Origin of the sequence: Paenibacillus phyllosphaerae (genome assembly GCF_014192105.1) — a bacterium.
Taxonomy (GTDB): Bacteria; Bacillota; Bacilli; order Paenibacillales; family Paenibacillaceae; genus Paenibacillus_Z; species Paenibacillus_Z phyllosphaerae.
In genome coordinates this window covers 260,921-283,143 of sequence record NZ_JACHXK010000005.1, presented here as the reverse complement: position 1 = coordinate 283,143, position 22,223 = coordinate 260,921, and the positions used below count along the sequence as shown (strand labels likewise).

Here is a 22,223-nt window from a genome sequence, read left to right as displayed (position 1 = left end):
GCTTGAACTATTATTTGGGCGTCGATGCAGGCGGAAGCAAGACGTATACGCTTATCGCTGACGAAACAGGCCGTATAGTCGGCAAAGGCGCGAGCGGCAATGGCAATCACCAGACCGGCTATGAAGAGGCCAAACGGAACATTACCGCCTCGGTGGAGGAGGCATTGGCTGCGGCGAATGTGAAGCGGGAACAGATTACGTTTGCCTGTTTCGGCTTGGCGGGGGCGGATCGCGAGATCGATTACCGAATCCTCCGGCCGCTGATCGCTGGCCTCGGCTTCCCGCATTATGAGATTACCGGCGATACGATGATCGCGATGCGCGCGGGAACGGACCGTCCTTACGGCGTCGTGCTCATTTGCGGGACCGGAACGAACAGCGCGGGGAAGAATCCGCAAGGGACGTTCTACCAATGCGGCGGTTTCTCCTATTTGTTCGGCGATTTCGCCGGCGGAGGTACACTCGCCCGGGAAGCGTTCCGGTCGGTCATCCGCGCCTGGGATGGACGCGAACAGCCGACGAAGCTGACGGGGCTGCTGCTGGAGCGGCTCGGCTACCAGACGGTGCAAGCGATGTTCGACGACTACCTCGATCACGAAAAGGCCGTTCCGATCGATGTCGCGCGACTGGTGTTCCAGGCAGCGCAAGATGTCGATGCGGTAGCGGAGCGGCTCTTGCGGATTCAGGGCGAGGAGCTGGGCGTGGCGGCTCGCGCGGTGATCGATCGGCTGGGCATGTCGGGGGAGGCCTTCGATGTGGTGCTGGCCGGGAGTATCGTAACCCGTGGGCAGGGCTCGTTCGTCTTGGACCCGATCGAGGCCGCGGTGAAGGCGGCAGCGCCGGCGGCTAGGATCGTCCGGCTGCAGACGGAACCTGTCATCGGGGCGCTCTGGCTGGCGTTCGAGGCAGACGGGCAGCCGCTGCCGGAGCAGGTGTACGAGAAGCTGCGCACGGTCTCGGAGTACAGTGCGATCTCCATATCTTAAGAAGAGGGTGTGACGAGCATGGGCAAAGGACTCAAAATCGCGGTGATCGGCGGCGGCTCTTCCTATACGCCGGAAATCGTAGAGGGCTTCATCAAACGTTATGAGCATCTGCCGGTGCGGGAGCTGTGGCTGGTCGATATCGAAGCGGGCCGGCATAAGCTTGCGATCGTAGGCGAACTGGCGAAGCGGATGGTCGCGGAATCGGGCCTGCCGATCGAGGTTCATCTGACGCTCGACCGCCGCGCTGCAATCGAAGGCGCGGACTTTGTTTCGACGCAGATGCGCGTCGGCCTATTGGAGGCGCGCAAGTGGGATGAGCATATCCCGAATGCCCACGGCGTCATCGGCCAGGAGACGACGGGACCGGGCGGGATGATGAAAGCGCTGCGGACGATACCGGTGCTGCTCGATATTTGCCGGGACATCGAGGAGTTGGCCCCTCAGGCGTGGCTGCTCAATTTTACCAATCCCGCCGGCATGGTGACCGAAGCGATCAGCCGCTACTCGAGCGTGAAGAGCATCGGCCTCTGCAATGCGCCGATCGGGCTTCATAAGTGGCTGGGGACCAAATACGACGTGCCGTCAAGCAAAATCTATACGGAATTCGTCGGCTTGAACCATCTGCACTGGGTAACCCGGATTGAGGTGGAAGGCGTGAACCGTCTGCCGGAACTGCTCGACAAGCGCGAGGAATATTCGGGCAAGAATGTGCCGGCGACCGAGTGGGACCACGAGTTTCTGCAGTCGCTGGGCGCCCTGCCTTCGTATTATTTGAAATACTTCTATATGCCCGATGCGATGCTCGAAGAGCAGCTCGAGGCGTTGGGAAAAAGCGGAACCCGTGCCGAGGTGGTCAAGAAGGTGGAGGATGAGCTGTTCCAGCTGTACAGCGATCCGAACTTGCGCGAGAAGCCGAAGCAGCTGGAGCAACGGGGCGGCGCTTACTATTCCGAAGCGGCCGTCAATTTGATGGAATCGCTCTACAACGACAAACGGGACATCCAGACGCTGAATGTCGCGAACGGGCGGACGCTCGATTTTCTTCCGGCTGATGCCTGCATCGAGGTGAACTGCGTCGTTACGGCTGACGGTCCGCTTGCTCTGCCGGTTACCCGCGTGCCGGAGCAGGCGAAGGGACTCATCCAAGCGGTGAAGACCTATGAGCGGCTGGCGATCGAGGCCGCCGTTACCGGTGACCGCGCGCTTGCACTGCAGGCGATGGTAGCCCATCCGCTCGTGCCGTCGGTACGGGTGGCCAAGGTGCTGCTGGATGAGATGCTGGAGAAGAACAAAGCGTATTTGCCGCAGTTTTTCGCATGAAATTAGGCTCAAGCGAAGTTGCCATTATTATGAATCATGTGGTAAGGTAAGAAAGACTGCGCCGATGGTGCGCTGATCAATTGACTTTTTCATTCAGGAGGTGAAGGTAGGATGAATATCCAAAAGGTGAACAACCGTGTAAGCCAGCTGATCCATATCATGTCTGGCAAAGTGCATGCATTTGCGCAAGACGGGAGAAGTCTGTCCAAATTTGCCTATACGGTTTCACCATTCGAGAGAAGATGCCTACCTTCACCTTATTAAGGATCGATGATCCATAAGGGGCCGCAGGGGATTTTCCCGCGGCTCTTTTTGCTTTAAATATCGGCTTAATACGGGTAGTTAGCGTCTCTCCATCACTTAGGAGGATCTAACGATGATCATTATAAATAGTCAGCAAGTGAAGAAATACCACGGGGCGCAGCTGGTGCTCGAGAATGCGACGTTCGAGATTCACGAAGGCGAGCGCGTCGGGCTCGTCGGGCGCAACGGCAGCGGCAAATCGACGCTGCTGCGGCTGATCGCCAAGTCGGAGAAGCAAGATGAAGGCCAGCTCACGGTGCGCAAGGAGATGAAGATCGGTTATTTGGCCCAGATCCCCGATGAATGGGAACGGATCACCGTCTACGAGGCTTTGGCTTCCGGGTTCCGGGCCGTAATGGCTGACAAGGCGCAGATGACGCAGCTGGAGCTACGGATGGCTGAACCGGCGACTGTCGCAGACGGCGATCTATTGGAGTCGCTGCTTGGCCAGTATGCCTCCCTTCAGGAACGGTTCGAGCGGGCAGGCGGCTATGAGCTGGATGCCCGAATTGATCAAGTGACGACGGGGCTTGGCATCAGCCGCGCCTATTATGACCGATCCTTCGCGACGCTGTCGGGCGGCGAGAAGACGAAGGTTGGCCTAGCGGCGCTGCTCGTACAGAGCCCGGAGCTGCTGCTGCTCGACGAGCCGACGAACCATCTGGATATGGCGTGCGTCGAATGGCTGGAGCAGTTTCTTAACGTTTATGCGGGCGCATGCTTGATCGTCTCGCATGATCGTACCTTCCTCGATCGGGTGGTGACGAAGATCATCGATCTGGAAGACGGCGAAACGTCGGTCTACCACGCCAATTACACCGGCTACGTGAAAGAAAAGGAAGAGCGGCTGCTCCGCCAGTTCGCCGAGTTCCAAGAGCAGCAGAAGCAGATGAAGAAGATGAAGGAAACGATTCGCCAGTTGGAAGAATGGGGCCGGGTCGGCGGCAACGAGAAGTTCTTCCGGCGCGCGCAATCGATGCAGAAGGCGCTCGACCGAATGGAGAAGCTGAAGCGCCCTGTTATGGATCGGCGGCATGCGGAATTCGGTATTCAGCAGGCAGATCGCTCCGGCAAGCGCGTGCTGCATTTCGAAGCGGTCAACAAGGCCTATGGGGAGAAGCAGGTGCTGCGGCAAGCGGACGGTCTGCTGGAGTACGGCGAGCGGATCATGCTGCTTGGACCCAATGGGGCCGGCAAATCGACCTTGGTCAAGCTGATGCTCGGACAGGAGCAGCCGGACAGCGGCAAGCTCGAGCTGGGCGCACGGGTCGATGTCGGCTATCTGGCCCAGGAGGAGCACAGGGCGGATGAGCGTCAGACGGTGCTCGGGTACTACCGGGAGCAGGCCGGCATGGAAGAAGGCGAGGCGCGGTCGAGACTGGCCCGATATTTGTTCTACGGCGCGGATGTGTTCAAGCAAGTCGGGCAGCTGTCTGGCGGCGAATGGACGCGTCTGCGGCTGGCGCTGCTCGTCCTGAAGAAGCCCAATCTGCTCATTCTCGACGAGCCGACCAACCATATGGATATTGCCTCCCGCGAAGCGCTCGAGGAGGCGCTGGAGGAATATCCGGGAACGCTGCTGGCGATTACGCACGATCGTTATTTCATTAACCGGCTGGCGGAGAAGATTTGGGAGCTGGAACAGGGCAGAATTACGGTCTATCATGGCGATTACGATCATTACGTGGCGTTGCGCAAGCAGCAAGGGAGCGTGGAGCAGCCTGACTTAAGCTCAGGCCGAGGCGCTGGACGAACGACTGCCTCATCAGCCGCTGCTAATCATTCGGATGAAGAACGCGCCGCGGAAAGAATGGCTGCCAAGGCTACGAAGTCCGAGCAAGGCCGCCGGGAGCGATTGGAGAAGAACATTGCGGAGGCGGAAGCACAGCTTCTTGTGCTGGATGAACAGCTGGCGATCGCCGGTGGAACCTCTGATGCGGGAGAACTGGCCCGTCTCTGGACCGCGCGTGAAGTTGCGCAGCAACAATTGGATCGGCTCTTCGAGCAATGGATGGAGTTGGAGGAGCCTGCGCTCGAATAGAGCAGCGAATAAGGTGTGACAATGAGAACCGATGGGGCGGCTAAGCCCTGTCGGTTTATTTTTGCGCCAATAGTAGAAAGGGTAAGGTCACCTTGCCGGACAATACATTGACACATTTAGTTGGTCATCATATAATTGCTATAGCAACTAATTGAGTTGGAGTGAACGGAATGCATCATATCGACGATTCGCTAGGCTTTATTCTGAATCACGCGGGACGGCGGCTTACGTTGCTGTTGGCGCTGCGTTATCAGCCATATGACATTACGACGGAGCAGTGGAGCGTACTGAACCGGCTGTATGAGCAGGATGGCATCAGCCAGAAGGAACTCTCGCGCCGGGCGGAGAAGGACCAGACCAACATTACGCGGATTCTGGACCAGCTCGAGCGCAAAGGACTGGCGGAGCGCAAAGCCAATGAGGCTGACCGCCGATCCTTCCTGGCGTTCATTACACCCAAAGGCCGGGAGCTGAACGAAACCCTGCTGCCGATTGAGAATGAAGTGATTCGCCTCGTGCAGGATGGCATGACCGAGGAGGAGGTTGCGCTGCTGCGCAGGCTGCTCAAGAAGCTGACGCACGCCGCCGAAGAGGCGATTCAAGAAATGGGGGAACAATCCTAATGCAACAACAACTTGCAGACAGGCCTAAGCTGTGGAGCCGCGATTTTCTGGCGATTTGCTTCAGCAGCTTTTTCTTATTCATGACGTTCTATATTCTGGCTGTCACGCTGCCGATCTTCGTTACAGATACGCTCGGCGGAAGCCAGGGCAAGATCGGTCCGGTCATGACCACCTTCGTCGTAGCCGCGCTGATCTTCCGGCCGCTCGCGGGCAAATGGCTGGACCAATACAGCAGACGCACGCTTGTCCTCATCTCGCTTAGCCTCTTTTTCGTGTGCAGCGGCCTCTACATGCTCGTGGACGATTACTATGTGCTGCTCGTGCTGCGGCTCGTCCATGGCATCGGCTTCGGCATTGGCGCGACGGCGATCGGCGCGATTGCGATGGATCTGGTACCGGCGCAGCGCAAAGGAGAAGGCATCGGCTATTATAGCTTGTTCATGAGTCTGGCGATGGTCGTAGGTCCCGCGATTGGCCTCATGATTACCGAAGCCGGCTCCAATATGGTGCTGTTCGGCACCTGTTTCGTATTAGCGATGCTGGCGCTCGTCTGCGGATTAAGCGTACGAATTCCTGCGGCCGTTCTCCGCGACAAGGACGCGCTGCGCGGATGGCGGCAATTCATCGAGCCGAAGGCGCTCCCGATCGGACTGACCGGCGCGGTGCTGGCCTTCTCCTATGGCGCGATTACGACTTTCCTGTCCGTCTATGCCAAATCGCTCGACTTGAGCGCTTACGCGAGCGTGTTCTTCGCGGTCTTCGCGCTGATGATCGTGCTGTCGCGTCCATTCACCGGCAAGCTGTACGACCGTTCGGGTCCGAATATACTCGTATACCCGGGGCTTGCGCTCTTCACGGTCGGCATGTTCGCCCTGAGCGGCGCTCATTCGCTCACGCTATTCCTCGTGGCGGCGGCCATTCTCGGTCTGGGCTATGGCGCACTATTCCCAAGCTATCAGACGATCGCGATCCAATCGTCCCCGGCGCATCGCAGCGGCCTTGCGACCGGTACCTTCTTCCTGATGTTCGACGGGGGATACGGAATCGGGTCGTCGGTACTCGGCATCGTCTCGGCCAACACCGGGTACCACACGATGTATTTCATCGCAGGGCTCGTCGTCGCGGCCTCCACGATTGCGTATTACTTGCTGTATCACCGCAGACAGAACGAGCGGGCGCTTGCAGCCGTGGCGTCCAACGGATAACACCATCAGGATAACCGGGTCCTTTCAGCGATCCGGTTATTTGCCGTATGCATACAATTTCCATGAAGTGCGCAACCTACGACGGGGGAAAAGCTCACAACCAAAAGGCGGTGCAACCATGATCAAAGGTATGCTATGGCTGCTGTTTCTCCTTCCTTGGGTAAGCTTGTTTCTCGCCCGCAGAGGATCGATTAAACGATATATGCCCGTCGTCGTGTTCACGTGTTTCGTCATGACGATTATTTTCATGATCGCCTACCGGTATCAATGGTGGGAAATCCACGAGTACATTGTGCCTTGGGGCAATCAGATCGATATCAGCTTTGCTTACGGGATTTTCGCGGTGGGCACCTTCTGGATTTTCTACTTCACGGCGGAGCGGTTCTGGATTTATTGCTTGGCCAATATAGCGACCGACGCCTTGTTTTCATTCGCCATCTTCCCGCTGCTGGCCCGCACAGGCGTAGCCACGCTGCATAATATCAAGGCGTGGCAATATTATTTCGTCATTCTCGGCGTGTCGCTGCTCATCTATGGCTATTATCGATGGCAGGCCGCAGCTATGAAAGAGCCTAATGATCAGATTCGGCTTCCCTATTCGGAGAACAGCACATTCTCGATCCCGTCCAGGTCCAGACATAAGGCAAGATAAGGCGAGGCGGCAAGCGAAGTCTCCAACAGCGCGGGCACGTTTTAATTCCATAGCAGGCAGCAAAAAAAGGAGCCCTGGCATTCGTGCCAGGGCTCCTTGCTCATTATGCTTATCGATAGAATTAACCGAAAACAACCCGGTCATCGGACATCTTATGTCCGCTGATCTGTTCGAACTCGCCGAGCAGCTGCTCGACGGTCAGGTCTTTCTTCCGATCTTCGCTTACATCCAGGATGATCCGGCCTTTGTCCATCATAATGAGACGGTTGCCGAGGCGGATCGCCTGCTCCATGTTGTGCGTGACCATGAGCGTCGTCAGGTTCATCTCGCGCACGATGCTCTCCGTCAGCTTCGTGATGACCTCGGCGCGTGCCGGGTCAAGCGCGGCCGTGTGCTCGTCGAGCAGCAGAATCTGCGGCTTCGTGAACGTCGACATCAGCAGGCTGAGCGCTTGGCGCTCGCCGCCGGATAACTGGCCTACTTTGGCGCGCAGCCGGTTCTCCAGATTAAGTCCGAGACGCTGCAGCTGCTCACGGTAGAACTTGCGTTTGTTCAGGGTTACGCCCAGCGACAAGCCGCGCGATTTGCCGCGCGCATGCGCCATGGAGAGATTCTCTTCAATCGTCATGTTCGGCGCGGTACCGGCCATCGGATCTTGGAATACGCGTCCGACCCATTGGCTGCGGCGATGCTCCGGAAGGCCGGTAATATTGTTTTTGTCGATCTGCACCGTCCCGAGGTCCGGTGTCATGACGCCGGAGATGACGTTCATGAGCGTCGATTTGCCTGCGCCGTTACTGCCGATGACGGTGACGAAATCGCCAGGGTTGAGCTTCAGGTTAATGTTGACCAGCGCTACCTTCTCATCGGGCGTGCCCGGGAAGAAGAGCTTGGATACGTTCGATAGCTGTAGCATTAGCGCGGACCTCCCATTCTAGGTGCTGCTGCTTGCGCAGCGAGTTCGGCGGAACGTCTTTTCGCCAGCGATTTTTGCTTGATCGAGCGGTTAATGGTCGGCACCATAAGCGCGACGATAACGATAATCGCGGTGATCAGCTTCAGGTCGGACGCATCGAGCCATTCCACGCGGAGGGCCAACGCGACGACGATCCGGTAGATGATCGAGCCGAGCACGGCTGCGAGCGTCGCCCAGAAGACGGTACGCGCGCCGAAGATCGCTTCGCCGATAATAACGGAAGCCAGACCGATAACGATCATGCCGATACCCATGGAGATGTCGGCGAATCCGGTCTGTTGGGCGATCAGCGCGCCGGAGAGCGCAACGAGGCCGTTCGAGAGGCTGATGCCGAGAATCTTGGTCGTATCGGTATTCGCGCCGAAGCTGCGGATCATCCGTGCATTGTCGCCTGTGGCGCGCAGCGACAGACCGAGATCGGTGCGCAGGAATCCGTCGAGCAGGAATTTGACCAGGAAGACGCAGATCGCGATGACGATCAGTTTGACCCAAATATTATCGATCGAGGAGAACAACGGCTCCGTATCGAGGATCGAAATATTCGGACGGCCCATAATGCGCAGATTGATCGAATAGAGCGCGATCATCATGAGAATACCGGACAATAGGCCGTTGATCTTGCCCTTCGTATGAAGCAGGCCGGTAATCGCGCCGGCTATGCCGCCGGCGAAGAACGCCGCGACCACGGCAAGCGCCACCGGCGTGCCGTTCGTAATGAGGATGGCCGCTACGGCGCCGCCTGTGGCGAAGCTGCCGTCTACGGTCAAATCCGGAAAGTCGAGAATGCGGAACGTAATGTAGACGCCGAGCGCCATGAGCGCATACAGCAGTCCGGACTCAATCGCTCCGGTCAAAGAGTTGAGCATGGGTTGAACCTCCTGAGAGTTTTGTGAGTCATCGTAGGTGTCGCGAGGCATCTGATCCGCCTGCCCCGACTGAACAACAAAAGGGTGAACTTCAAGGACGTTCACCCTCTGCTGCAACTGCTTATTGAATCAGGTTCTCGGCTTGGTCGGTTACGGCGTTCTTCATTTCGTCCGTTACCGTAATGCCGTAATCCGCCGCGACCTTCGCGTTGATGATCAGGTCCAGCTTGTCCTGCATCATGACGTTCATCTCGGCAGGTTTCTTGCCGTTCTTCAGAATCTCGACAGCCATCTGGCCAACTTGGTAGCCATGGTCATAGTATTTGAAGCCGACAGTCGCGAATGCGCCCTTCTCTACCGTGTCGCGGTCGCTGGAGAAGAACGGCAATTGGTTCTTCTTCGCCACTTGGAGGATCGCGTCTACGCCGCTTACGACCATGTTGTCGAGCGTAATGTAGAATGCATCTACGCGACCAATAAGCGATTCGGCAGCTTGCTTGACTTCCGATGTATTCGTCACTGGCGCTTTGACCAGCTCCATGCCGTGTTTCTTCAGTTCTTCTTCGGCTTTGGTTGCCATCACGACAGCATTGGATTCGCCTTCGTTGATGACCAGACCGACTTTCTTCACATTAGGGAAATTCGCTGCGATGAACTCAACCAGCTTCGTTGTCGCTTCCGGATTCGTATCGGAAGCGCCCGTCACGTTGCCGCCCGGTTGTTCCAGGCTGCTCACGAGCTTGGCGCCCAGCGGATCGGTTACCGCTGCGAACAGCACCGGACGATCGGTAACGTTCTTCACGAGTGCTTGCGCGGAAGGCGTTGCGATACCGAATACCAGGTCGTTCTTGTCGCCCGCGATTTTCTGCGCGATCGTGTTATTGTTCGTTTGGTCGCCTTGCGCGTTCTCGTAATCGACGGTCAAATTCTCGCCTTCTACGAGGCCAGCGTCCTTCAGCGCCGCCAGGAAGCCTTCACGTGTTGCATCAAGGGACGGATGTTCGACGATCTGGGAGATCGCGATCGTATAAGACTGCTGATCGGCATTGCCGCCGCCGGTGTTGGTGCCTTCGGTTGCCGTGCCGGCATTGCTCGTGTCCGTGCTTGCATTGCTGTTATTCTCGTTCTTGCTTCCGCAGCCTGCGATAAGGAGGACGGCGGACATAACTAGCGCTAACCAGGTCGTCTTTTTCAACTTGCTCTACCCCTCTCTGAATTGACGCAATACGGCGGCGAGGCATTAACGCTTTTGCCCATAAAAGCAAAGAAGTAAAAAAGAATGCAAAGCTAGTCGTTCTTAATGGAAGTAAACTATGTCTTTTGCATGCTGTAATTACGAATCTATTGCCGCCAATGTATGCAATTTTAATAATTAATATAATATTAAAGCCCACCTAAAGTTTCGTCAATCATAGATAAATATTGTTAATAACTGTTAATAATATCGACATTTGTGATTATTGTCGTTCACTTTCCTCTTATTCTTGCAAGGTGAATAACGATCACCATCACAAAACAAAAAAGGGATGCCGGCTTCATCCTCGAGGAGTGAGATGAAGCCGAAATCCCTAACTTCTATACTAGCATAAAAGTGATCAATAAGCCCACGTTTACCTTGCGTCTTGGCCTATGCGGCTGGGGGCCGCTTGTGATTGCCGCGTACAAGGACGTATTCGCCGCAGCCGTGGAGAAGGCTGTCTGCGGCATGGCTGCCAAGGAAGCAGCGGGGAATGCTGCGAACGCAGCGCTTGAGATGTGAGGTACGCCTTTATTTTTGGATGATCTCTTGGAGGATTGTGCAGCGCCTTTATGTACCTTATTATAGCGCCGCCCTCCCCTCTCGCTCTAGTTACCGCAGTCATGTGACTAGTCATGAAGTTGCTTGCGGTATTCCCCGGGCGAGCACCCGGTCTGTTTCTTGAACACTTTGCTGAAATATTTCTCGTCCTGGAAGCCGACCTTCTCGGCGATCTGGGATATTTTCAGCTGCGGTGCGAGCAGCAGCGACTTGGCCCGATCGATCCGGATCCGCGTCACGTAGTCGGAGATATTCTCGTTCATCACCTGCTTGAATTTGCGCGAGATATACTCCCGGCTGAGGAAGAAGCGTGCCGCGATCGTCTGGAGCGAAATATCCTCATGCGCGAATTGCGCGATATAATCGGCGATCTCGTGGATGACGCCGCGGTCTTGATCGGCCTCGGCGTATCGCTTCCCTACCTCGCACACCTGCTCGAGCACCAGCTGCTTCCAGCCATTGAGGTCAAAAGCGCCTTCCTCATCCGCCGGGATGACGAAGCTTGCGGAGCCGCCGGATACGGAGACGGGACGGCCATCGCGCTGCCAGACGGACTTGGCGACCGCAATCTCCTGCCACCACAGCTGCAGCTGCTCGGGCGAGATGTATGCGGTCTGATTGAGCGCTTGGAACCATGGCGCGAGCGCCGCCTCGATCTGCTCGGGGTTGCCGCTCTGCACCGCGTAACGGATCCGCTCCTCATAATCATTGAAGAGCGGCGCTGCGGATGCAGGCGCCACGGCTCCCGCATCCGAGCGATGGCACCATTGCCGCCCGTCGAGGAGGTTGCGCCGCGCGAGCGACTGGCGGGCCTGGCGGTACGAGACGCCAAGCGCGCCGGGCAGCGCCGCGGGATTGCCCAGGCCGAAGGCAAGCCGCGCCTTCAGCGTGCGCTTGATCGCCGCCTCGATCTCGGCCAGCACGCCGGCGGCTTCGGGCGCATCGCCCCAGAAGAGCAGCGCGACCTCGTTCTCCGAGCCGCGGCAGCGGAAGGCGTAGCCGAGCTTTTGCTCCCGCAGCAGCTCGTTACCTATATTAAGGATGGCAAAATACAACAGGTCCCACCCTGCGGCGAACTTCCGGCGCAGCGTCGGCGGCGCGAGATCCAGGCTGATCAGCGCGATCCGGCCGCGCGCAGGCGGATGGCTTAGGCCGAACTCTTGGCAGAGCGTCTGCGCCGCGCCCGTCGAAGCCCCCGGATCCGTAATTAAGGTAGAGAGGAATTGCTCCAGATAGACGGGTTTGAGCTGATGGATCTGCGTCCCGTGACGCTGATCGCGCAGCCGGGCTTCCTCATCGGCGCGCCAGCCGTCGATCGCCTTGGTCAGCGCCTGGTTCAGCTGCAGCGGATCGATCGGCTTCAGAATATAGTCGACGCCGCCGTAAGTGAGCGTCTGGCGGACGAATTCGAAATCGTCATGCCCGCTGATCACGACCAGTTTGCTCGTCGGAGAATGCCGGGCCGCCCATGCGAGCAGCTCCACGCCGCCCATATTGGGCATCATCATATCGGTGAAGATAATCTCCGGCTTCCGCTCCTGGATGAGCTGCACTGCCGCCGCGCCGTCGGCCGCCTCGAGCACATGCTCAATCCCCATCGACTCCCAGTCGACCAGCAGCTTAACAGCCTCTCTCACATGGCGTTCATCATCCACGATCAACACGTTCATACGTTAGATACAGCTCCTTCCTCAAGCGGAATATGTAGCATAACCCCTAAGCCATGCGGGGTAACCGGATAGAGCGACAGCGTCGCTTTCGGGTGAAAATGCAGCTGCAGGCGCGATAGCACGTTGCGAAGCCCGATCCCGCCCTCCTCGCTTGCCGGGCTGTTCCAATCGGACGCCGCCGCAGCCTCGCCGCGGGTAAGCTGATGCATCGCCTGGATGAGCTGTTCCTCGCTCATCCCTTTGCCGTTGTCTTCGATGCGGATCGTCAGGCTGCCCTCTTCAAGCGAACTCGCGACCCTGAGCTTGGCGGGCTCTTGGCCGTCCGGGACGAAGCCGTGCTTGAAGAAGTTCTCGACGATCGGCTGCAGGATCATCTTCGGCACGACGATCGGTCTGGTCCGCGGATCGATATCGAGGGTGACTTCGAGGGCCGTATCGAACCGCTGCTTTTGCAGATCGAGGTACGCCTGCACGTAATCGATCTCCTTGGCGAGCTCGACGACCGCCCGCTCGGTGCTCATCTGATAGCGCATCATTTTGCCCAGCGACGTGAGCAGCGAGTAGACCTGCATATCTTTGTGCTGCAGCGCCACCGTGCCGATCGATTGCATCGCGTTGTACAGGAAATGCGGGTTCACCTGTGCCTGCAGCGCCTTCAGCTGGTTCGTCTTGCTGGCGATCTCCAGCCGGTATTCCTTCAAGATGAGATTGTTGATCGTCTGCATCATGGAGCGGAATCGCCTTGCGAGCACGCCGATTTCGTCATTGCTGTGAATGTCGATCGCGGTATTCAGCTGGCCGGTCTCGATCTTGTTCACGTAGCCGATCAGGCGCAGCAACGGCTTCGTTATGCGCAGCGACACGTAGAGCGTGGCGAGCACGGCAATGGCGAGCGCGCCGATCCCGATGAAGGCATTGATGCGGGCGATGCCGCCGGCCCGTTCGTACAGATGGGTGTACGGCGACAATTTGACGAGATACCAGTCCATATACGAGGTCTTGACCCGATCGTGAAAAATAATGCCCGCAAAGCCATCTCCCTTATAGTCGATATGCCCGCTGTCCTCCTCTGCCCGAGCCACCTTCGTGAACCATTCGAGCACCTTCTCCTGTACTGGCACTTCTGCCTCGGAGGATAGAATGACGCTCCCGGACTTGTCGACGATGTAGAATTGCTCGCCTTCGTCATACAGCTGGCGGTTCAAGTCGGCGAGCACGTTCAGCTTCACGTCGATGGACAGCCTCGCCAGCAGCTCGTCGCTCGGCGCGCGGAAGATCGGACGATGGAGCGTGAAGACCGGCTCCTGCGTGCTCCCTTTCAGATCGAGTCCGTAGTAGTGGCTTAAGTGCGTCGGTTCGATCGACGTTTTGCCGGAGGAATTGAAGTCGGTTGGGCGCTGCTCGTTCTGGCCGACCTTCAGGTCATCGTTGCGCAGCAGATACGTCGTATTCTGCTTGACCACGTAGAGCCGGACCTGGGCGAACTCCTGAATGCTCTGATAAATGTTGTACAGATGGTCCTTGAGCAGATTGCGGTTGCGGATGACGTCCGACAGATCGTTCGGGAACACCTCGTCCTCCATATCGTGCTCGAGCAGATAATAGAGCGACCGCGGGACGTTCATCGAATTGTAGACCGCGAGCGACTTCTGGTTGATGTTGTTCATGTAATTGAGGATGTTCGTCTTGCCGAGCGATAACAGCCGGGCGTTCGTCGCCACCGCCTCCTCGGTGATCGAGTTCTTGGTCGCGATGTACGAGATGACCATCGAGCTTGCGATCGGCACGATCGTGGCCGCGAGCAGCAGCAGCATGAGCTTGTTGCGGATCGTATTTTTGAATAACGGGAAACCGGGTATGATAAGGCCCTCCCTTGCATGCATCTTGTATTACGGCGTTCAGGAGCGCACGCTTTGCGCAGGCAGGCGGCGACCTACGTTGGTTTAGCTTGGCGTACAAGCTGATATCTCTAGTATGCGCTTACATTTGGGCATTGTGCAAACGTTTGAATTCATTCGTAGGTGGGATGGTTCAACAGTAACCGATGTGGAGGCCAAAGGTCAATATATTCCACCTTGTTCATCATCATCCTCGGTGTGCGGCGGTCCAAGGCGGTTTTATACTTAAGCCAATAACGTACCAATGCAAGAGGAGGGGAAGCGCGGTTATGTTAAAACGCAAACAGTTAAGTGAATGGATCCAGCAGACCGTCTTCGTCGGACCGGGTCTCCTGTTCTTTACGCTGATCGTCATCTTGCCATTCTTCATGGGCTTCTATTACACGTTCACCAGCTGGGACGGCATGGATATGGACCATGCCAAATGGGTGGGACTGGACAATCTGAAGCGCATCTTTACCGAAGACGACCGGTTCTGGTCGGCATTCTGGTTCACGTCCAAATTCACGGTGGCGGCCGTCGCGGTGACGAATCTCGTTTCTTTCGTCCTGGCGATGCTGCTGACGCAGAATTTGAAGCTCAAAGGTGTGCTGCGCACGATCTTCTTCCTGCCGAACGTCATCGGCGGGCTGCTGCTCGGCTACATCTGGTATTTCATCTTCGTCCGAGGATTCTCCACGATCGGCGAGGCGACCGGCATCGGATTCTTCAATCTGCAATGGCTGGGGACGCCGGCAACGGGATTCTGGGGCATCGTCATCGTGTTCGTCTGGCAGACGGCGGGCTACATGATGCTGATCTACATCGCGGCTATCCTGAACGTACCGAAGGAATTGATGGAGGCGGCGCGGATCGACGGCGCCGGCGCATGGCGCATTCTGCGCAGCGTAACGTTGCCGCTGATCATGCCGGCCATTACGATCTGCTTGTTCCTGACGACCTCGAACGCGTTCAAAATGTTCGATCTTAACCTTTCGCTCACCGGCGGCGGTCCGGGTAATGCGACCGAGTCGATCGCGCTCAATATTTACCGCGAAGGGCTCGTCAACGGGCGTTACGGCCTCGGTACGGCCAAAGCGATGATTTTCTTCTTCGGCGTGGCGCTCATTACGCTTACGCAAGTCTGGGTGACGAAGAAGAAGGAGGTGGAAGCGTAGCATGGAGGAGAAAAAACGTTATACCGGCGGCGTGCTGGTCCTCGAGATTATCGGCATTCTGGTCGCGCTCTTGTTCCTGTCGCCGTTCTACTTCCTGATCGTCAACTCGTTCAAGAAGCTGGCCGAGATTCTGCTCAACGCGGCGAAGCTGCCGGAAGTATTCAGCTTCAGCAACTTCAAGCGGGCCTGGATTGCGATCGATTTTCCGACCGTCCTTATGCACTCGGTCGTCGTAACGGGCTTAAGCGTACTGGCGCTCGTGATCGTCAGCTCGATGACGGCCTACCGGCTCGTGCGGAGACCGACGTTGTTTAACAAAATTCTGTTCAACGTGCTCGTCGCGGCGATGATCATCCCGTTCCAATCGGTCATGCTGCCGCTGATGCGCATTACGGCGCTGTTCGAGCTGAGGGGCAATCTGCACGGCATCGTCATCTGTTACTTGGGCTTCGGCCTGCCGCTGTCGATGTTCCTCTATCATGGCTTCATCAAGTCGGTTCCTTACGAGATCGAGGAAGCGGCGGTCGTGGATGGGGCAAGCCCGTACGGCGTGTTCTTGCGCATCGTCTTCCCGCTGCTGAAGCCGATTACGATGACGGTGATCATCCTGAACGTCCTGTGGATCTGGAACGATTACTTGCTGCCGGTGCTCGTCATCAACGACTCGTTCACGACGATTCCGCTTGCGGTCCAGAAGTTTTTCGGGCAATATTTGCGTAAATGGGACCTGGCGATGGCGGCGCTGACGCTCTCGACGATCCCGGTCGTCGCGTTCTTCCTGCTGCTGCAGAAACATATTATCGCGGGGATTACGGCGGGATCTGTTAAAGGGTAGCCGATTGGTTTGCGCTTCCGGTAGGGAGCGCAGCATTCGGCTAGTAATGATTGGTTTGCTTGTTGTCTTGCGCTTCCTGCGGAAGCGCAAGACAACATTTTACACCTCAACCGTTCAATATTCTCGGTGTTGGGGTGAAGCGCTTCCAATCTATAATGACGATGTGATGGCGATCCGTACTTATATCATGGGAGGTCATGAGGGATGAAAAAGAAGGGGATCACGATGCTGATGGCGGCGGCGCTTATGGTTACGCTCGCTGGATGCGGCAACAGCAATAACGGGGGCAACACGGAAACGAACAACGCGGGCACCGCGGGTAACGCAACGACGACAACGGAGAATGCGACGACCGACAACAAGCCGGCCGAGCCGGAGAAGAAGGAAGACGTCACGATCAAAGTATTCCAGTTCAAAGTCGAGATCGCCGACGCGCTGCAAAAGCTGGCGGAAGCTTATGAGGCGGAGACCGGCGTGAAAGTCGAGATCGAGACGCATGGCGGCGGCGAGGACTACAGCGCGCTGCTCAAGGCGGAGCTTGCGGCAGGCGAGGAGCCGGAGATCTTCAACTCCAGCGGCTGGGCCGGCTTCGACCCCTACGTCGATCGGGCGACGGATCTGAGCGGCGAGTCATGGGCGAAGGACCTCGTCGAGGCGTCCAAGGCGCAAATTTCGCGTGACGGCAAACTGCTCGGCATGCCAATGAACCTCGAGGCATACGGCTTCACGTACAATAAGGACCTGTTCGCCAAGGCGGGCATTACGGCGCTGCCGCAGACGATTGACGAGCTCGAAGCTGCCGTGAAGAAGCTGCAAGACGCAGGCATTACGCCGTTTGCTCTGACGAGCGAGTGGTGGTCGATGGGTATCCACACGATGAACATTTCGCTGGCGAACCATGATGACCCGGCTGCGTTCATCGAAGACGTGAAGGCAGGCAAAGCAACGTTCAAGGATGATCCAATCATGAAGGATTGGCTCCGCCTGGTCGACATTATGTTCGCGAACGGCCAGAAGAACGCCCTGACGACCGACTACAACACGCAAGTGGCTGAATTCGCGGCGGGCAAATATGCGATCATTCAGCACGGCAACTGGATTCAAGGCATGGTTGACGAGGTGAACCCGGAGATGAACCTCGGCATGATGCCGGTACCGCTTAAGGCGCAGCCGTATGCATTCACGGGCGTTCCGAACAACTGGATCGTCAACAACAAATCGGCGCATCCGGAGGAAGCGAAGAAGTTCCTCGAGTGGATGGTTACGAGCGAGACAGGTCAGAAATTCATCGCGACGGACTTCAAATTCATCCCTGCGGTATCGACGATTACGCCGGACACGGCGGCGATCGGCAAGATCGGCGGCGACTTCGCGACCTTCTCGCAAGAGCATCCGGAGCAAGTTAAAGGCTGGAACTGGGATCGCTTCCCAGATGGTATTACCCAACAATGGGGCTCTGCGATGCAGGAGTACCTCGGCAAGCAAATTACCGGCGACCAACTGCTCGAGAAATTCGACAAAGCAGTGGCGGATATCGTGAAACGTTAAGCGGGTTACAGGAGACGGCTTGGTCCTTTATGGGGCTGAGCGGTCTCTTTTTTTGTCCGGTCAAAAGCTCACAACCACGGCGGATTGCGGATGTCGATGATCGCTTCGGCATTCGCGGATAACCGTTAGGCGGATTAAAAACGGCGGGATCGAGTTAAAGAACGAGTGTGATCGAATTTCCTCGAAGGAAAGGAGGTGACGAATGCGAATGACGACGAAACGCCGAGACGCTGGCCGTGCGATCCGAATGCTATTGACGATGGCATTCCTGCTTGCGCTTGGTCTTGGCGTGCAGCTGCTCCAACCGCCGAAGGCTTCGGCGATGCTGGAGAAGGTGATCTCGCCGGAGAAGGAGGCGGACACCAAGCAGTCTTCAGCAGAGGAGCGGAATGACGATCGCAAAGCTGGCGCTGCTCTGACGCTGCCAGACTTGCAACTCGATACGCCGCTTCTGACGGTGGGACTCCCGAGGATTCAGCTTGACGTTGAGGACTCGGAAGGGTTACTGCCTAATCTGAGCGTGGAAGTGCCATCCATCGAGATTCATACCCCCGTTGCCGACGTAACGACGACGCCAACAGAGGTAGGAACCGAGCATGGAAGCAGGTTGCTTCCCGAACTGCAGGTAGTAGCACCAGCAGTGAAGGTGGGTACACCGATTGCGACAATCGAGACGACGCCTGGCAAAGTGGGTACGGATGGCGGCGACGGCCTCCTGCCGGATCTGCAGGTCGAAGTACCTGGGGTGAAGGTGGACACGCCGATTGCAGCTATCGAAACGACGCCGAGCACGGTTGACGCCGATCATGATGTTGACCAGCTGCCTGAAGTACAGGTGGAGCTCCCTACGACTTCGGTCGAAATTCCGGCTGTGCCTGTGGTAAACGAGCCCGTGGACGACGCTCCCAGCTCTGCGCCGACCGTTTCTTCGGAGCAAGGGGAAGGACTTGCGCCGAATGAAGCGCCGGCTGCAGAGGAATCGGACGAGCTGTCGCCGGCGGTGGACGATAAGGCAGCCCATGTGAATGCTTCTGCCGTATCACAGCCCAATCGGGTGAGTCCCGAAGCGCTGCCTTTGTTGACGAGTCGAGCTCTCTCGTCGGCCGGCTATGCGGTTCAGCCTAATGAGCTGCTGCCGAGCGAACGAGCCGTATCGGCAGCCCCGGTTGCCGATCAGGCGGCTTGGCCGGTACGCGGCGAGCATCCAGCCGTTGCGGTGCAGGCTGTTCCGGCAGTTGGCGGAGGCGGTTACGCTTCCTCCTCTGGTGCGAGCGGTCCAGCGGGACAAGCTTGGCCATCCCCGATTTCCCTCTGGGAGCTGGGTACCGAGCTGAACACGACTGCATCAAGCCTGCGCCTTATCGAGCATTATGATGTGGGCACGGACCAGTGGTCGCAAGCGCCGCCGGGCCAACCGCCGCAAGATGACTCTTTCTCACACGTTGATGTCGAATGGACCTAACGTTCAATCACAATAACAAATATGAGAAGGAGTGCATCTCTTATGAAAAAAGTATCTCAATGGACAAAAGTTTGGGTGTTGTCGGCGTCGGTCGTTCTTGGTCTGGTCGGAGCTTCGCAAGCGGGTTATGCCGCAGAGAACCATAGCCACAGCCAGAGCCAGAGCTATGGCGGTCAATCCTCGCTCAAAGCCGATCTGGGCTTGAGCTTGAATATTGGCGGCAGCTCGGCGCATGGCTTATCCTTGGGAAGCAGCGGCAATGGATACGAGAACGAGGCGGGATACGGTCAGTATGGGCAGGGTTTGCTCGGTCTGGATTTGGACCTTGATGCCGGCCTCGAGCATGAGGGAGAGTACCAATCCATCGGCAGCCACGAATACGGCGAGGGCAACAACAGCTCTTCTTCCAAATCGTACTACCTGTCGAGTTCCGATCTCGATCTGAACCTGAACGCCTCCGCAGCGTCGGCTTCGCAAGCAGCGGCCAGCGCCGATCGTGAGAACCATGAAGGTACGAATGAAAGCCAGTCCTCTTTCAGCGGCTGGGGCCAATCGGAAAGCAAACTTGACTTGGGATTGAATGCATCGCATTCAAACGAATCTAAGTTCGCATCCGATAACAGCTACAGCAGCAACGACGAAGAGGGCACGACAGACAAGCAATCTTCGTACGAGGGTTGGAGCAAGTCGGACGGCAATCTAGGGCTAGACCTGGACGCATCGAAGTCTACGGAGTCCAAGGTAGCATCCGATAACAGCTACAGCAGCAACGACGAAGAGGGCACGACAGACAAACAATCTTCGTACGAGGGCTGGAGCAAATCGGACGGCAATCTAGGGCTAGATCTGGACGCATCGAAGTCCACGGAGTCTAAGGTAGCATCCGATAACAGCTACAGCAGCAACGACGAAGAAGGTACAACGGAAGAGCAGGCTTCTTACGAAAGCTGGAGCAAGTCGGACAAAGACTTTGGCCTGGACTTGGACGGTTCCAAGTCTACAGAGTCCCAAGTTGCGTCCGACAATAGCTACAGCAGCAACCATGACGACGAGTAATCCGCTTCTCACCTAATTAGCCATAGCCGAAGAGCCCGCCATGACGATGGCGGGCTCTTGCTATTGTTCGCTTAGTGCGCGGAAGCGTGCGCGGCTTCCGTCGGTTCGACCAGCGCGCGGCTTTCCCACCGGCGGCTTCTCCAGCGGACCCACATGATGACGGCGCGCAGCCATTCATCGGCTGCGATGGCAAGCCATACGCCGACGAGGCCCATATCCATCTGGAACACGAGCAGGTAGCCGAGCGGCAGGCTCATGAGCACCATCGAGATGAAGCCCATGTAGACGGTGAACTTCGCGTCGCCGGCCGCGCGCAGCGCATTGACGAGCACGAGGTTGCCGGAGCGGCCGGTCTCGAGCACGATGCTGATCAGAATGACCTGCGCGGCCATGCTGACGACGTTCGGGTTATCCGTGAAGAACCCGACGAGCGGATAGCGGAAGATCATGGCGATAATATCGACGATGATCGTAATGCCGATGCTCCAGGCGACGCTCGAAATGACGCGCTTGTAGGCATGATCCTTCTGCTTGGCGCCGATCAGACGACCGACGATAATCGCGGTTCCCATGCCGATCGCCGCGCTGAACAAGAACACGTATTGCGAGATGGACATCGCGTACTGGCGCGCAGCCAGTGCTTCGGTCCCAAGATACGTAACATAATAGAGGAACACGGTCTGGCAAGCATGGTAGGTTACTTGCTCGAGCGCCGAAGGAATGCCGATCTTCAAGATCTTTTGTACATATTCCTTCGTGAATGTCAGATAATAACGGAATGCAATGCGCACTTCCATGACGCGGTAGAGCATCCAGAGGAAGACGACGAACGCAACGCCGCGGCTAATGACCGTGGAGACGGCCGCACCTTCGACGCCCATCGCCGGGAAGCCCCAATTGCCGAAGATCAACAGGTAATTGAGCCCTACGTGCAGCACATTCATCCCGAGCGAAACGAACATCGATTCTTTCGTGAAGCCATACGTCCGAATGAGGCTCGCGAAGACATTGATCAGCGCCTGCACGAAGAGGAAGCCGCCGACGATGCTCATATACGACCGTGCGTACTCGAGCACCTGGCCGTGCAGATTCATTTCGTCCAAGATCATATTGCCGAACAACAATAGGCCGCCGCTCACGATAATCCCGAGCATGAAATTCAGCGTAACCGCAAGCCCCGCAATTTTGGACGCCTCTAGCATCCGCTTCGCACCGATATATTGGGCAACAACGATCGCTGCCCCGTTGCTCACGACTTCCATGATAAGAATGCAAATGTATAAGTACTGCGTCACGACCCCGACTGCAGACACCGCGTCGTCGGACACGTGGCTGAGCATGAGCGTATCGGCCGTTCCCATGAGCATAAACAAGGTAAGCTCGAGGAAGATCGGCCAAGTCAGCATATACAAATTAAATTTGGATGAGGATCGCTCCTTCTCCAAAGCTGTCTGTGACAGAAAAACCACCTTCACTTTCATCGATTTTCAATGGGGCTATCGTATCACAGACTTATAGGTAATGCATCAAAATCCTATTAAAAATAAGTGAGTATCTTTATCCATGTAATAAAGGGGAAACTTGCCATTAAACAGCTTCGAGCGAGGGCAAAGGTGCGATGAATTTGCATCAGAATGGTAATGTTTGGCATACATGCGTTGAAACGCAGCTGGCAGATCGACGAGCATTCGAAGCGATTCGGATGCTCGTCTTTTTGTCAAAATATAAGAATGTATAAGTTGCGAATGAAACGCGCCTAGTCCATCAAAGACGGCATTAGCCGTTTCACCTTGTGTTCAGAGGTGACGTAACCGTTCTGTCACGCCA

17 protein-coding genes are annotated in these 22,223 nt (G+C 56.8%); 11 read left to right on the top strand and 6 right to left on the bottom strand.

Going from position 1 to position 22,223, the window contains the following annotated elements; genetic code table 11:
- The first annotated feature begins 2 nt into the window (after positions 1 to 2).
- The 6 genes from FHS18_RS13730 to FHS18_RS13705 all read left to right on the top strand — a co-directional run bounded on the left by FHS18_RS13730 (position 3) and on the right by FHS18_RS13705 (position 7,130).
- On the top strand, positions 3 to 986 hold the full coding sequence (locus FHS18_RS13730) for an N-acetylglucosamine kinase (RefSeq protein ID WP_183600631.1): 984 nt from the start codon (positions 3 to 5) through the stop codon (positions 984 to 986).
- Positions 987 to 1,004: 18 nt separating this feature from the next.
- Entirely contained in the window at positions 1,005 to 2,306 is a 1,302-nt protein-coding gene (locus tag FHS18_RS13725; RefSeq protein ID WP_183600630.1) for a 6-phospho-beta-glucosidase, read from the top strand.
- Positions 2,307 to 2,682: 376 nt separating this feature from the next.
- On the top strand, positions 2,683 to 4,650 hold the full coding sequence (gene abc-f, locus FHS18_RS13720) for a ribosomal protection-like ABC-F family protein (RefSeq protein WP_183600629.1): 1,968 nt from the start codon (positions 2,683 to 2,685) through the stop codon (positions 4,648 to 4,650).
- A gap of 170 nt (positions 4,651 to 4,820) precedes the next feature.
- A complete protein-coding gene (locus tag FHS18_RS13715; protein WP_183600628.1) occupies positions 4,821 to 5,273 on the top strand; it encodes a MarR family winged helix-turn-helix transcriptional regulator in 453 nt (150 codons plus the stop codon).
- On the top strand, positions 5,273 to 6,478 hold the full coding sequence (locus FHS18_RS13710) for an MFS transporter (RefSeq protein ID WP_183600627.1): 1,206 nt from the start codon (positions 5,273 to 5,275) through the stop codon (positions 6,476 to 6,478). Before FHS18_RS13715 ends, FHS18_RS13710 begins: the two co-directional genes overlap by 1 nt.
- Before the next feature lie 118 nt (positions 6,479 to 6,596).
- Positions 6,597 to 7,130: a hypothetical protein gene (locus FHS18_RS13705; RefSeq protein ID WP_183600626.1), complete on the top strand. Its 534-nt coding sequence runs from the start codon at positions 6,597 to 6,599 to the stop codon at positions 7,128 to 7,130.
- Positions 7,131 to 7,251: 121 nt separating this feature from the next.
- Here FHS18_RS13705 and FHS18_RS13700 read toward each other — a convergent pair whose 3' ends face one another.
- The 5 genes from FHS18_RS13700 to FHS18_RS13680 form a co-directional block, all read right to left on the bottom strand.
- Positions 7,252 to 8,046, bottom strand: coding sequence for an ABC transporter ATP-binding protein (locus FHS18_RS13700; protein ID WP_183600625.1), 795 nt, complete (start codon positions 8,044 to 8,046; stop codon positions 7,252 to 7,254).
- A complete protein-coding gene (locus FHS18_RS13695) occupies positions 8,046 to 8,972 on the bottom strand; it encodes an ABC transporter permease (RefSeq protein WP_183600624.1) in 927 nt (308 codons plus the stop codon). The genes FHS18_RS13700 and FHS18_RS13695 overlap by 1 nt, the downstream gene beginning before the upstream one ends.
- A 121-nt stretch (positions 8,973 to 9,093) precedes the next feature.
- The gene (locus tag FHS18_RS13690; RefSeq protein ID WP_246427631.1) at positions 9,094 to 10,167 is read right to left on the bottom strand and encodes an ABC transporter substrate-binding protein; all 1,074 of its coding nucleotides are present in this window, start codon (positions 10,165 to 10,167) and stop codon (positions 9,094 to 9,096) included.
- 671 nt (positions 10,168 to 10,838) lie between these two features.
- Positions 10,839 to 12,440: a response regulator gene (locus FHS18_RS13685; protein ID WP_183600623.1), complete on the bottom strand. Its 1,602-nt coding sequence runs from the start codon at positions 12,438 to 12,440 to the stop codon at positions 10,839 to 10,841.
- Positions 12,437 to 14,323: a cache domain-containing sensor histidine kinase gene (locus tag FHS18_RS13680; protein ID WP_183600622.1), complete on the bottom strand. Its 1,887-nt coding sequence runs from the start codon at positions 14,321 to 14,323 to the stop codon at positions 12,437 to 12,439. Before FHS18_RS13680 ends, FHS18_RS13685 begins: the two co-directional genes overlap by 4 nt.
- Positions 14,324 to 14,607: 284 nt before the next feature.
- Between FHS18_RS13680 and FHS18_RS13675 the strand changes: the two genes are divergently transcribed.
- The 5 genes from FHS18_RS13675 (at position 14,608) to FHS18_RS13655 (ending at position 20,396) form a co-directional block, all read left to right on the top strand.
- Positions 14,608 to 15,495, top strand: a complete 888-nt coding sequence (locus tag FHS18_RS13675) for a carbohydrate ABC transporter permease (protein ID WP_183600621.1) — start codon at positions 14,608 to 14,610, stop codon at positions 15,493 to 15,495.
- Position 15,496: 1 nt separating this feature from the next.
- Positions 15,497 to 16,330, top strand: coding sequence for a carbohydrate ABC transporter permease (locus FHS18_RS13670; RefSeq protein ID WP_183600620.1), 834 nt, complete (start codon positions 15,497 to 15,499; stop codon positions 16,328 to 16,330).
- Between the two features lie 204 nt (positions 16,331 to 16,534).
- On the top strand, positions 16,535 to 17,878 hold the full coding sequence (locus FHS18_RS13665; RefSeq protein ID WP_183600619.1) for an ABC transporter substrate-binding protein: 1,344 nt from the start codon (positions 16,535 to 16,537) through the stop codon (positions 17,876 to 17,878).
- Between the two features lie 208 nt (positions 17,879 to 18,086).
- Complete coding sequence (locus FHS18_RS13660) at positions 18,087 to 19,340, top strand: hypothetical protein (protein WP_183600618.1); 1,254 nt, start codon at positions 18,087 to 18,089, stop codon at positions 19,338 to 19,340.
- A 42-nt stretch (positions 19,341 to 19,382) separates the two neighbouring features.
- A complete protein-coding gene (locus FHS18_RS13655) occupies positions 19,383 to 20,396 on the top strand; it encodes a serine-rich family protein (RefSeq protein WP_183600617.1) in 1,014 nt (337 codons plus the stop codon).
- Between the two features lie 71 nt (positions 20,397 to 20,467).
- On the opposite strand, the gene FHS18_RS13650 is transcribed toward FHS18_RS13655, so the two are convergent.
- Positions 20,468 to 21,802, bottom strand: a complete 1,335-nt coding sequence (locus FHS18_RS13650; protein WP_246427652.1) for an MATE family efflux transporter — start codon at positions 21,800 to 21,802, stop codon at positions 20,468 to 20,470.
- Positions 21,803 to 22,223: the final 421 nt, after the last annotated feature.